Consider the following 13876-nt stretch of genomic DNA (forward strand, 5'->3'; position numbering starts at 1 on the left):
AAATATCAAAAGCCCGGAAAAAAAATTCCGGGCTTTTTTTTGCTTTGAAAAAAAAACTATAATATTAGAAGCAACTAAATCCCTAGCGACCGTGAAAAGACTTTTATCCATTCCTCTGATAATCTTGCTTCTTTTTTCTTGTAATGACCCTGTTGAGCCGATAATAGATGATGAACCTGAAAATTTCGAACTTGTTGATACTTCGAATCTTGACAAAGGTTTTGTTTTTGGGATGGAAATCATCGACGAAAAGCTTTTCTTCCTCCATGAAAATTACCCAGGTTATATCAGTAAAGACGGAGGAATCACCTTTTCTTGCTGTGCGACGGGTGGACAAAGTCGCAGATTCAGACCTTCTTTCACCAATGATTATACCATTCAACCAATCCAAAACCTAATTGGATTTACTGTATTTCCATCAGATTTAGGAGAAATACGAGGTATTGTTCTTAATGATCATTTAGCGGAAAATGGAGACGATATAAGGTTGGTTTCAGACACCCAAAAGGAATCAATCTATCCCGAAAGAACCTTTGACCTTAACGGCAATCATTTAATCCTAAACCTTATTAAATCCGGACATAATCAAATCCTGATACTGGAAATAGACTTTGGAAATGGATTTGGCAGGCTTGAAGTAAATAAGGTGGCAGAAATAAATCCATCAAGTTTGGACCTCTCCTCTGAGGGAAATGGTCTGGGACTGATTATACAGAGTGTAAAAAAGCTGGAAGATCAGTGGATTGCCCACATCAGAAAGGCTGAAGACGGACCTGAATCAGGAGATTCATTCCTTATCTCCAAAGATGGTAGTGTCCAAAAACTTACAGGACCTACCACCGGAAGTCCAAATTTCAGATTTTACGACTTTGCTCAGCTATCTACTTTGGAATATTTGATTACAGAATCCCCAATAGGAAGAATTTCTTACTCCAATTCTCCCTTGGCAGAAACCAAAGAATACATCACTGAACTTAATGGTCCTCTGATGATCCGATCAGATGGAGAAAAAGCCCTGATTTTTATCCCTGGGTCTGAAATTCTTTCCTCTCTGGAAAACTTCCGGGAAAATGGAGCCACTAGCCATCAGCTTTCAGAACTTGACAGAACTGGGCTTAACAATTCACAGATTTATGACGTGCAATTTTTTGGAGGCAAAGTCTATGTAGCTACCAGAAATGGTCTTTTTGTGAAAAGTCAGGAGAACTTCTGGGAGGAGGTTAGACTTCCCTGATCAGGATCTCAATTGGTTATCAATTACAAACTGAATCAATTCTTCTAAAGAAATCCCAGCTCTTTGGGATGCATCGGCGATATCTTCCCTACTGACCTGAGCAGCAAAACTTTTGTCTTTTAGACGCTTTTTGACTCCTTTTATTTCCATACTTTCATATCCTTGAGGACGCATTAGAGAATAGGCATGAATCAACCCGGAAAGTTCATCAAATGCATAAAGCATTTTGTCCATTTCTGATTCTGGTTGCACACCAAAGAATCTTGGCCCATGACTGGCAATAGCTTTAATGACCCTAGGATCTTGATTTCTTGCCTCTAGCTCTTCTATGATTTTCCGGCAATGTTCATCAGGCCACTTATCCCAATCTGCATCGTGTAATAATCCCGCCACAAACCAAAGGTGCTGTTCTTTTTCGTCATAGCCTTTTTTCAAAGCATAAACTTTCATTAAATGCCCCACCTGCTTCATGTGAAACACGAGCTTTTCATTTTCCACCCAATTCTCCAAAAGCTGCATCGCCTCACTTTCGGTCATTATGCTTCCCAAATCATCCTTGGATCCAAAATCAGATCTTTTTAAGTCATGAGTCAATTCCATTGTATTTGATAGTATATTTTTTGTATTTTAAATTATAAAATAAGTTTTTTGATTACTATATTCGGTCACGATAAAGCTATAAGCCTTGAACCACAACCTCAATGAATAAAGATCATTACAAGGACATTATCCAAAAGTCCAAACACTTATTCTATTTAGCCCTTCAAGAAGACCATACTATCTTTGAGACCAACCCGGCTTTGGAAATGAACCTTAGATTTTTTCAAGGCCCCATCGTCGGAATGGCATTCAAAGATTTGATTTTTCCTGAGGATTTTTCAAAATATCAATATTTACTGGAAAAAACATCAAAATCAAAAAAAACAACATTTGAAATAGACTTGAGGAAGCTAAACAGTCAAGGTGATGATTTTATATGGACCAATTGGCAATTTCATCTCAGTCCGTTTGAAAGTAAGTATAAAGTTTTTGGGATCGGTTATACGATTCATTCAGACAGCATTGGCAAATTAAAACTTCCTACAACTGTAAGTGAGTTACATGTCAAAAACGATATTTTAGAAGGACTTTTTGAAAACAATTTATTAGGATTTTGGCAATGGGATATCGAAAATAAGTATGACCAATTCAATGCCTCTCTTCAAATACTTCTTGGCTATGACTCAATTTTAACAGAAAAATCCAAGAAGCAGGTTAAATGGAAAAAGCATATTCACCCACTTGATTTAAATCATGTAGAAAAACAACTAACTGAACACTTTGAAAGTCAAGGGAAAAATCCGTTTCATTGCGAATTCCGTGTCAAAAGTCTTAATGATGACTTAATACCAGTAATCTGTTCGGGTAAAGTTGTGAGCTGGACACAATCCGGACAACCCAAACTTATGGTTGGAACTTTTTTTGATATTTCTGAAAGGAAAAAATCAGAGTCAATTTTAGAACAGCAAAATGAATTTTTGAAAGCGCTGACATTCAATCAGTCCCATTTAATGAGGGCGAAATTGGCTAATATTCTGGGGATTTTGGAAGTAATTGATATCAAAAAAAGTCCAGAAGAGGCTCTGGACCTTTTAAAAATAATCAAAGTAGAAGCTGTGAAGCTGGATAAAGTACTACAAGAAAGTATTCAGGATTCGAGTAACTTCTCTACAAAAGTCTAATGGCTTCAATTATCACCTAAGCCATCCTTATTTTCAATACAAAACTCTTATTTGCCCATTTGAATACAATTTCTCCTTCACCATCGCCCTTACTGATCACTTCAAATTTCAATTGTTCTTCAGCTTCGTTCAAACTAATGGATGGCACTTTAAATCTGGCCACATCTTCTGCTTCATCAAAATCATCGGCTAGATGTTGTTCATAATTGGTATTAAGGATTACCGTCCAACTTTCTTTACCTGGAATCGTGAATAGCGCATATTTTCCAGCATTTAACACTTCCCCCTCAATCTCAAGATCTTCATTGAAAGAAATACTGGTAGCCGAATGTGCCCCAGTCACCCATACTTCATCATAGGCCACGAGCCCACCGAAAATCTCCCTTCCTCTCACACTGGGAGCAGAGTAGTCTATGTGCACGTGGTTGGATCCAATATTGGCCATGGCTGCGGTTCTTGGACTTTTGGAATTAGATGCTCCAGCATGTGCACTATGGTCATGATGGGCATGTTCATCTTTTGCTACTTCCTTCTCCTCAGTCTTGTTGGAGGTGCAGGAGATACTTAATAATAGAGCGGCGATGATTAATTTGAATTTACTGTTTATCATAGTTTTATCTGTTTTTATCAATTTTGAAATATGCCCAAGGCGAAATAAAGTTGAAATACACTTCGTGAAATATGGAATAGTGAAATAAGGTGGAAATATACTGCGTGAAATATGCCCTAGGCGAAATAAAATTGAAATACACTTCGTGAAATATTATTGAAATATGGCTAAGCCTTCTCAAGGCAACTAAGGCAGTAGACTGAAAGAAAGATTTAACCTTAGACACAGTTTAATGAACTATCCCGGATAATCGGAAATATATTTCAAACTAGCGACTAAATCTAGAGGCCAAACCTTTAGGGACAGCCTCCTATTTCAACTATATCTTCATCGTATTTCTACCATATTTCAACCTTATTTCTATTGTATTTCTACCATATTTCAACCCTATTTCTACCATATTTCATTTTAATGAACATGCCCCACCTGTACCTCCGGCTGATTGCCAGATGATGAAGTGACTCTCTTACCCGGCTGATAAGTTTCCTTGACCTCTCCACAAGTCAGCATCATGTCCCCGAAATATGGATTTCTGATTTCCTTTTCTGAGCTCAACCAATAGGCTCCCTGGTCTTTGAAGGCCATGGGACAATACTGACGGTAGATGGTGTTTTCCACCACACCGAAATATTCCACTGCTTCAATTAGGTTGTCGGATAAGGTCTCGAAATGCTTTCTTTGTTCCTCGACATCTGAAGTCTGTGTGATTTTATCCAGACTGCTTTGCATCGGTCTGAGCAAATCCATCCAAATGTCATGGGCCTTTCCTTCCAAAAGCTTCATATCCACTTTGGCCAAACTGGCTTTGGCTGGACTGATTGTTTTTCGGGTAGCATCCGCATCGGTTTTGACCAAGGCATCTTTGATAGGAAGATAGCTTTGCACAAAAGCCGTAAGCTGTTTTCTAAATTCCTCAGGTGTATCCAAAGTCTTCACTTCCGGCCTGGTCATCATGCTGTAATTCCCACTCAACTGTGCCGCTGCATCAATGGCAAAAACCCCATTACTAACAACCTGATCACCTTCTTCTACTCCTGACAAAACCAAGTAGTCTTCACCTACCCTTGGCCCCAACTCTACCTCACGCATTTCGAATGCCGGAGCTTCCTTATTCCCTACCTGCACATAGACCACCGATCTAGGCCCTGTCCAAAGTATCGCTGTCTTGGGAATCATCAAACCTGACTGACCTGCTTGGCCTGTAGAGATATTGGCAGAGACAAACATTTCCGGCTTCAATTCAAAATTCCGATTCGTTGCTTCCGCACGAACGCCTACAGTTCTGGTATCGGGATTCAAGACAGGGTCGATATAAGTCACCTTTGCATTGAAAGTCTTTCCCGGATAAGCGGAAACAGAGAAACTCAAATCATCTCCTTTTTTGATGGCACCTAAATCAGATTCGTATGCATCCAAAATCACCCATACAGTACTCAGATCCACTATCTCAAAAAGCACAGAACCCCTGCTGACGAAGTCACCAACAGACACATTTCTAGCTGTCACCACACCAGCCACATCAGCATAGACGTCAAATTGGGACTGTACCTCACCTGAACTTTCTATCCGTGCAATCTGCTCCTCAGAAATCTTCCACAGTCTCAGTTTTTCTTTAGCAGCTTGGTACAAGGCCGGTTGGCGCTCTTTGATTTTGGCCGTTTCCAACAATTCCTTTTGGGCATTGACCAGTTCAGGGGAGTAGAGGGTCGCTAATTTTTCACCCCTTCTGATCTCCTGCCCGGTAAAGTTGACAAACAATTGGTCAACTCTCCCTCCATAATTGGCAGTTAGGCTTTTGACCCGTTGTTCATTGGCTTGGATTTTTCCTGTCAGGGAAAGTTTCCCTGTACCAGCCCCGGATTTAACCCTGACAGTCTGCACGTTGGAAAGAGCAACTGCCTCGGGAGTCATTTCCAACACAAAGGGGCTGGATTCTCCGCCTTTTTTATTGCTGACTGGAGTAAGTGCCATCCCGCAAAGCGGACATTGCCCAGGTTCATTTTGACGGATTTGAGGGTGCATAGAGCAAGTGTATTCCACCCCGTTTTCGTCAATATGCGTATGCTCGTGATCAGGATGCTCTTCTCCTCCTCCACGAATCAGATATCCTGCTACCGCCCCAAAGAAAAGGCAGCCGAGGATGATGATTACTATATGTTTATTTTTGTTCATGTTTTTTTAGACTCAAGATTTAAGACATAAGATTTGAGACAGCCTGACCTTTGAGGTTTTTGGAACCCTGAAGGTATTTTGGGTAATATTAAATACCTAACCATTGATTCATATTCCTATCTCTATAGTATTTCAATTGTATTTCCACTTTATTTCAATCGTATTTCTACCATATTTCAAACTCCAATCAATGTTTCCAATTTCGCAAAACCAATCTCCCTCTCAATCTTTGTATTCAACAGATTCAACCTGAAATCCAGTAATTCTCTTTGGATACTCAAGATCTCTTCGAAGGAACTGCCTTCAGTTGCGTATGAAGTCACGGAGAGCTCCAGTGTTTGCTCGGTCAATTCAATTTGATCTTGTAAGAGTCGGATTTTACGGTCAGCATCTTTGATGGAAACCAAGATGGTTTCAAACTCGGTCTCCAAGTTTCTTTGCAAATCTTCCTTCTGACGCTCGTTTGCTTCCCAGTAAAGCTTGGATTCTGCTTCCATGGCTTTGTACTTTTTGCGGTAAATTGGTAGGGAAACCGTAGCCATCGGCATAACCATGTTATTGCCCATACCAGCTGGCATATAATCCATTCCGCCCATACCTCCAGGTACGCCTGATTCAGGTCTAGGGGAAAATACCATATAATTCAATCCCAATCCAAACATGGGTTTACCTTCCAATTTGGCCATTTCACCTTGCTTCTGATAGGCCAAACCTTCTTTTTCCAGCATCAACAGCATGGGATTGGTATCCAGGATTTGCTCGAGCATTTCCACTTCCCAACCCATGGCTTTTTGACTTTCCAATTGGCTTTCTATGGCTACATCTTCGTTTTTATCCCTGCCTAACAGTTGATTGAACCTTACTGTCAAAGGGCGCTTGTCCACCTCCAACTGTTCCAAATCAGACTCTAAAGCCTTGATCTGAACTTGCAGTCGAAGTACATCCGTGAGCTTTCCAGAGCCTCCACCTGAACCCATGCTGTTCATGGAAGCTGCACTTGAAGATTGCCCTGAAGAAGCAGCGGAAGAACCTCCACCTCCCATGCCCATGCCATCATCTCCACTTCCCTGTTGGCTACCACGTGTTGGCCTTCTTACCGCTGAAGACACAGATGAAACAGCTTCTGAAGTACTTCCTCCCTGATAGCGGATGATGGCCAATTGCTCCAATGATTTCAAAATCTCCAAATTGGATACGGTGATGTCAATGGTGTTTTGCAATTGCTGCAATTGAAAATAAGTCTCCTTAACCTGATACAGAAGCACATTCCGCTGCTGCCTGAACTCCTCGTATTTGGCTTCAGACATCAGTGTTGCTTCATCCTTCTGCGTCCTGAGCATCCCAAACCAAGGAAACATCTGCATCACCGATGCCTCCGCCCGCTGATTCCCCATCAGTAACTCCATCGGTCTGGTAAAAACACCAATATTCAATTGCGGTGATTCAAGGCTTACTTGGTTTGTTTTTTCAAGACTGGCTTGATATTGTTTGAAACTACCCTGCAAACTTGCATTGTTCTCAATTGCTTCATTCAAGTAGTTTTCTAGAGTTTGGCTTTGTAATTGAAATATGGTGGAAATACATAGAAATATGGTGGAAATAGTTTTTAGCATCAGACCTTTTCCGCTATTGGTTACCTTTTGAGGGAAATTGATTAGAGATTGAAATAAGGTAGAAATACATAGAAGTATGGTAGAAATAATTTTTAGCATCAGACCTTTTCCCCTTTTTATTACCAGTTGAAATACATAGAAATATGGTGGAAACTGGAGCTTTAGCGGAAGTCCCGAGAGCAAAGCGATTCGGGATAAAGTAGAAATAATTCTTAGCATTAGACCTTGTAACCTGTAGCTAAGCCTTTGAAATATTTCGGCAATAGTTCGCTCCTTTAAATCTTTGAAAGTAATTAGCTGGCCTTGGTATGTAAACTTGTCTTTAACTCCTTTCATTTCCTCCTCCTTTCTTTGATTCGTAGGTTTTTGAAATCATATTATTCAATTTGACTTGGAGGGGCTTATGAATAAGGCAGATTTGATCCCATTCTTCTTGGGACACTTGACCTCTTTCCAGTCCAAGATCCAACCAATGCTCCTTCCCTTCTGACAAAGAAGCTCTTGAAATAAAATAGAATCGCATTTTCTCCAAGTAATGGTATCGGCCATAACCTTCAGCAATATTGGCACCCACGGAATCTATGGATTCCAGCATCTGATCTCCCCATGTCTTTTTTTCCTGATAAGAAAGCCTGCTATAAATCTTCCAAGCTATCTTTGATAGCTGCCGAGACAACTGATAAACCTCCAGTTCCTTCAGCGGAATAAATTTCTTCTTCCCATCCATTTTAATCTTGATTAAATATTTCTACAATATTTCGCAAAGCATATTTCAATTGTATTTCTTCCAAGGCATATTTCAACCAGTCTATTTCAACTATTTTTCATCCTTTAGGCCCTATTTCAACTTTATTTTGCAAAGCATATTTCTACAATATTTCACGAAGTATATTTCAACCATATTTCGCCGCAGGCATATTTCAACCTTATTTCACTTTAGCATATTTCAACCTTATTTCAACATATTTCCCATACAACACCGGCACAATAAATAAAGAAATCAACGCCACCGTCATCCCCCCAAAAGCAGGTATCGCCATAGGGATCATGATGTCGGAGCCTCGGCCTGAACTTGTCAATACGGGAAGCAAGGCCAATAACGTGGTTGCCGTAGTCATCAGACATGGTCTAACCCTTTTCAGTCCAGCTTCCAAGACTGCTTTTCGTACTTCTTTGGCATTCTCTGGCTGGATTTTTTCGAAGCTTTGTTTTAGATAGGTACCCATCACAACCCCATCATCGGTAGCGATACCAAAGAGGGCGATAAACCCTACCCAGACTGCCACAGAGAGATTGAAGGTGCGCATCTGGAATAGTTCCCGCATATTTGTTCCGAGGAAACTGAAATCAAAGAACCAGTCCTGCCCATATAACCACAGCATCATAAAGCCTCCTGAAAATGCCATGGCAATGGCTGAGAAGATCATCAAGACCATGGCTGTGGAGCGGAACTGCAGGTAAAGAATAAGGAAAATCACCGCCAAACACAGCGGTATCACAATCGCCAAGCGCTTTTCGGCACGGATCTGATTTTCGTAACTTCCGGAGAAAGTGTAGGATACCCCAGTTGGTACTTTCAACTCACCGCTGTCAATTTTTTGTTGGATAAAGTTGCGGGCATCATCTACCACTGAACCCTCAGCAAAGCCATTTCGCTTATCAAAAAGCACATAGCCCACCAAGAAGGTATTTTCCCCACGGATCATCATTGGCCCAGGTCGGTAATTGATCTCTGCCAATTGCCCCAAAGGAATCTGTGCACCTGTAGGCGTGCTGACCAAAATCCGCTTCAAAGCTTCGGGATCATCCCTGTACTCTCTGGCATATCGGGCACGGATGGCATAGCGCTCCCTACCTTCTACCGTCGTACTCAAGGTCATTCCGCCTATAGCCACTTCGATAAATTCCTGCACATCGGCAATGTTCAGCCCAAACCTACCCAGTTGGGTTCTATCCAAATCAATCTCCAAATACGGTTTACCCAAAGATCGGTCTGCAAAAACTGCCTCAGCTTTTACTGAAGGCACTTCTTTCAGCACCGACTCCAACTTCAAGCTGAAATCCTCTATGGTTTCCAAATCGGGGCCATACACTTTCATACCCATAGGCGCACGCATTCCCGTCTGTAACATCACCAAGCGGGTTTCGATCGGCTGTAGTTTAGGTGCGGAAGTTACCCCCGGAAGATTGGAGGTTCGCACCTGGATTTCATCCCAGATATCATCAGGCGTGCGGATTTCATCCCTCCACTGACGGAAGTATTGACCACGTCTTTCATTTGGCACCAAGTATTTGGCGACATTTCTAATCACCGACCTGCGCTGGGATTCCTCCATGTAATTCTTTTCATCATCCCAAATGGCTCCATCCTGACGGTCATACCACCAGGTTTTCCCATTAACCTCAAGCTGATAATTTCCCTCTCGATCTACTTCAAATCGGAGCTTACGGGCATCATCATCCTGAAGGTATTCAGTCTTATAATTGATGATGTTTTCATACATGGACATGGGAGCGGGATCAAGCGGACTTTCTGCCCTACCTGCTTTTCCAACCACCATTTCCACCTCTGGAATGGCCTGCACCAACATATCAAGCTGTTTCACAATCTGCATATTGGCCTCCACGCCGGAGTGAGGCATAGAGGTAGGCATCAAGAGGAAAGAACCTTCATTCAAGGCTGGCATAAACTCCTTACCCATGCCGGGAAAAGTATGGGTCAGGCCCGACCAAACAGATGTGGTGCGGATATTGACTCCCAATTTGTCAAAACCGGTAGCCACAAAACCGAAAATATTTCCAAACCCTATCCAAATATTCAAAGCCAAAAGAATAACTGTCAAAGGGATCAGTAAAAATATTTTAGCGTTTTCCAAGCACCAGTTCAACAGTTGCGCATAGTAGCGGATAAACAAGGCGAATACCCCCAAAACCAAACCGACTACTAGACCAATAAAGAGAAAATTGACAAACACAGACTGGGTCAAGCCCAATGGTCTCCACTCAATCGCCAATAAAACGGACACCGCTACTACTGCTATCAGCATGGCGATCTGATTTTTGTAGCGTCCATCTTTTGTTTGTTTTGGGAAAAAGTGGTGGATCAAATGATTGGCTGCAAAAGCCAATAAGACCCATCCCGCCCAAGGGAAGTAGAACAGTAGCACAAAGCCCAAAACTGCCATGGCTATATTCAGCACCGTCTTATAATTCTTGGACTTCACTTTCGCTCCAAACACCCAATGGGCAAAAGCCGGCATAAAGACCAAAGTAAAGATCAAGGCTGCGATCAAAGCAAAGGTCTTGGTATAGGCCAATGGCCCGAACAACTTCCCTTCCGCTGCCTGCAAAGTAAAAACGGGCAAGAAGCTGACAATCGTCGTCATCACAGCCGTCAAGATCGCCGAACTCACCTCAGTGGTGGCATCATAAATGATCTGGAGTTTGGACTTTTTATCATCAGACTCTTCGAGATGCCTAAGTATATTTTCATTCAGAATAATCCCCAAATCCACCATGGTTCCAATGGCGATGGCAATTCCTGATAGCGCCACGATATTCGCATCCACCCCCACATACTTCATCATGATAAAGCACATCAAGACTGCCAATGGCAACAATGCAGAAATCAAAATCGAAGCCCGAAGGTTATACACCATCACCATGATCACAATGATGGTGATCAAAATCTGCAAGCTGATGGCTTCATTCAGTGTATTCAAGGTTTCCTTGATCAAACCAGAACGGTCATAGAAAGGCACTATAGTCACCTTGGAAACGGTACCATCTTCCAGCGTTTTGCTTGGAAGTCCTGGTGTGATTTCATCGATTTTGGCTTTTAGTGCATCAATTACCTGAAGGGGATTGTCTCCATAGCGAGCCACTACCACACCACCTACTGCTTCAGCACCACCTTTATCCAAAATAGCCCTTTCCGCCCTGCTTGCCGGCCCAATATTCACTTTGGCAATATCCCTGATTCTCAAGGGAACATTGTTGCTGGTTTTGACTACTGCCTTCTCGATATCCTCCAGAGACTTCACATAGCCCAAGCCTCTGACGATAAATTCCACCTGATTGATCTCCATGGTGTTGGCCCCGATATCCAGATTGGATTGCTTGATTGCATTCATCACCTGCATCATGGATACGTTGTGGGCTTTCATCGCAACAGGATCCAAATCCACCTGGTATTCCTTGACATGTCCACCAATAGTTGCCACTTCAGCTACTCCTTCCGTCCCTGCCAAGCCATAGCGCACATAGTAATCCTGAATGCTACGGAGTTCGTGCAGGTCCCAACCACCGACTGGATTGCCATTTTCATCTCTTCCTTCAAGTGTATAAAAATATACTTGCCCAAGACCTGTGGCATCTGGCCCGAGTTTGGGTTGCACTCCCTCGGGTAGCAATCCTGAGGGAAGTGAATTGAGTTTTTCCAAAATCCTGGATCTACTCCAGTAGAATTCCACGTCATCTTCGAAAATGATGTAGATGGAAGAAAAACCGAACATGGAAGTACTACGGATAGATTTTACTCCGGGCATTCCCAAAAGAGAAGTGGTCAAAGGATAAGTAATCTGATCCTCCACATCCTGAGGAGAGCGTCCCATCCAATCGGTAAAGACGATTTGCTGATTTTCCCCGATATCCGGAATGGCATCCACCGGCACAGGGTCATTGGGAAGGAAACCAGTGTTCCAATTGAAAGGGGCCGTCACGATTCCCCATGCCACTACAAGGACAAGTAGGATGACGGTGACCAGTTTATTTTCGAGGAAGAATTTTATGGTTTTATTGAGCATAGTTTCTTGGACTAAATGCTGTTTTTCTGATTGAACTTTTGATTTTTAGAATCAGATATTAATTGATATTCAGACACTTGTATATATTAAACCCCAAAGTAAACCTATTCTTTTGATAAAAGGGAAATAGCGGATAAAGCTATGGCTATACCTGTCAGGTTTTGAAATCCTGACAGGTCTTCAACCCAAACTAGATGTATTTAATAATTCTTTGCGGTCTTTGCGCCTTAGCGTCTTTGCGTGAAACAAAAAATCAAATCAGGAATACCTGACAAAAAATATAAATCGGCGTATTGTGAAATATCGGGGGAGAGGAATCAGCAAAGGCTGTTTTCTCTTCAAAAACAATAAAATTTATAGGCAATTCAAATCTAAGCGCAGCATTCAGCAACTCAAAAGTCTGAGGTTGGAAATCCAAAATATCTGAAACCTGCTGATCGGTATTGGGAAGTTCCAAATTCGAAACATCGTCGCAACATCCCGGCATTGGGGTATTGGTCTCACAGCAGGTTTTGTATTCTGCAAATACATTGATCCTTTGGAAGTCATCTCCACAAAAATGCATGGAATAGCTCAACCCTGCGTTAAAAAACACATAGAAAACAAGGAGTGATATTTTGACGAATGACTTCACGATTGGTATTTACGGATCAAAGATAAAGAAGTTCATTGGATTAAAGGTATAGGATTATTATTGGAGTTTCAAAAATCATATTGAAACCTTAAACCCCAATGCCTTGCCGAACCATTTGAAATGATAGTGGAGTTGACAGTCTCGCCAGAATTACCAATATAATTTACTTCCCTTCTAACAAAATCATGGTTCCCTTTCAAAAAGCCATATTGAAAAATGATTTCCATTTTCCTGAAAACCCTGTAACCCAAACCCAATCCCCCTTCAAAATAGGTATTGGTTCTTCTTTCATTAATTATGGTTTGGTTTGGCCCGGTACCTTTCTGGCCAACATGGCTGTTGAAAGAGGTTGCAAAACCTACAAAAGGTTGAATATTAAGCCTGTTGATAAATTCAGAATATGAACTTAATGGATCAAATTTATAACCTACCCGAATAGGAATGGTTAAAAATCTCTCAGGGTTGCTCAAGGTCTCAAAAAAAAAGCTCTGACCAGGATCAGGTCTAAAATTTAAACTCCTTCCATAAGAAAACCAATAAATCCCAGACTCTAAAAACAAGTTATTCTCAAATACATACTTCCCAAAAACCCCATAAGACAGGTGGCTAAAACCATCGGGTAAAATCAAATTACCGGGATCATTATATTGAAAAAACTCCTTTCTGGAAATCATATCAAGCCCTAATGAAAACTGGGCTATTGACTTTCCTGAAAGAAGAAACGTAGCGAATATTATTAATAATTTTATTCTATCCATTTTCTCAAATATTTCTGCGATATAAAAGACTGAATTATTTCAACCTTATTTAATTGAAATGTAAAAAACCTACCAATCTAACGCTTGCTTGCCTGTGTTCGTCTTTCACATAAGAGCATATTTCAAAAGATGGAACAGTGTAGCCCTTCGTCCACTTTAAATCACCTGGATTGCAGCCACCGAACCCACCACCAAAATAGCATTTAACCTTTACAGTTCCGGCTTGCCAATCTAGTACTCCAATTTAGTTCAAAGTCTTCAGACCTGGCCGATGCAGGCGGGCTTGGACTTACTAAATGCAGTCTTCAGACTGCAGTATTATGGTCCTA

At 41.5% G+C, this 13876-nt stretch carries 10 protein-coding genes; 2 read left to right on the plus strand and 8 right to left on the minus strand.

All coding sequences use genetic code 11. The features are described 5' to 3' along the window. The first annotated feature begins 91 nt into the window (after nt 1-91). Nucleotides 92-1234, plus strand: a complete 1143-nt coding sequence (locus A33Q_RS14310) for a hypothetical protein (protein ID WP_009033547.1) — start codon at nt 92-94, stop codon at nt 1232-1234. On the opposite strand, the gene A33Q_RS14315 is transcribed toward A33Q_RS14310, so the two are convergent. After that, a complete protein-coding gene (locus A33Q_RS14315) occupies nt 1235-1834 on the minus strand; it encodes an HD domain-containing protein (RefSeq protein ID WP_009033548.1) in 600 nt (199 codons plus the stop codon). Between the two features lie 101 nt (nt 1835-1935). Between A33Q_RS14315 and A33Q_RS14320 the strand changes: the two genes are divergently transcribed. Then, entirely contained in the window at nt 1936-2955 is a 1020-nt protein-coding gene (locus tag A33Q_RS14320; RefSeq protein ID WP_016255293.1) for a PAS domain-containing protein, read from the plus strand. A 16-nt stretch (nt 2956-2971) separates the two neighbouring features. Here A33Q_RS14320 and A33Q_RS14325 read toward each other — a convergent pair whose 3' ends face one another. The 7 genes from A33Q_RS14325 to A33Q_RS14355 form a co-directional block, all read right to left on the minus strand. Then, on the minus strand, nt 2972-3565 hold the full coding sequence (locus A33Q_RS14325) for a DUF2911 domain-containing protein (RefSeq protein WP_009033551.1): 594 nt from the start codon (nt 3563-3565) through the stop codon (nt 2972-2974). A gap of 408 nt (nt 3566-3973) precedes the next feature. Then, the gene (locus A33Q_RS14330; RefSeq protein ID WP_009033552.1) at nt 3974-5737 is read right to left on the minus strand and encodes an efflux RND transporter periplasmic adaptor subunit; all 1764 of its coding nucleotides are present in this window, start codon (nt 5735-5737) and stop codon (nt 3974-3976) included. A gap of 176 nt (nt 5738-5913) precedes the next feature. Next, nucleotides 5914-7686, minus strand: a complete 1773-nt coding sequence (locus tag A33Q_RS14335) for a TolC family protein (protein WP_009033553.1) — start codon at nt 7684-7686, stop codon at nt 5914-5916. Next, nucleotides 7673-8077 carry a four helix bundle protein gene (locus A33Q_RS14340; protein WP_009033554.1) on the minus strand — a complete coding sequence of 135 codons (405 nt, stop codon included), beginning with the start codon at nt 8075-8077 and terminating at the stop codon, nt 7673-7675. Before A33Q_RS14340 ends, A33Q_RS14335 begins: the two co-directional genes overlap by 14 nt. 199 nt (nt 8078-8276) lie before the next feature. Then, entirely contained in the window at nt 8277-12155 is a 3879-nt protein-coding gene (locus A33Q_RS14345) for an efflux RND transporter permease subunit (protein WP_009033555.1), read from the minus strand. Between the two features lie 253 nt (nt 12156-12408). Further along, nucleotides 12409-12789, minus strand: coding sequence for an HYC_CC_PP family protein (locus A33Q_RS14350; RefSeq protein ID WP_040490474.1), 381 nt, complete (start codon nt 12787-12789; stop codon nt 12409-12411). A 68-nt stretch (nt 12790-12857) separates the two neighbouring features. Continuing rightward, nucleotides 12858-13547: an outer membrane beta-barrel protein gene (locus A33Q_RS14355; RefSeq protein WP_009033557.1), complete on the minus strand. Its 690-nt coding sequence runs from the start codon at nt 13545-13547 to the stop codon at nt 12858-12860. Between the last annotated feature and the right edge of the window lie 329 nt (nt 13548-13876).

The organism is Indibacter alkaliphilus LW1 (genome assembly GCF_000295935.2).
Classification (GTDB): Bacteria; Bacteroidota; Bacteroidia; order Cytophagales; family Cyclobacteriaceae; genus Indibacter; species Indibacter alkaliphilus.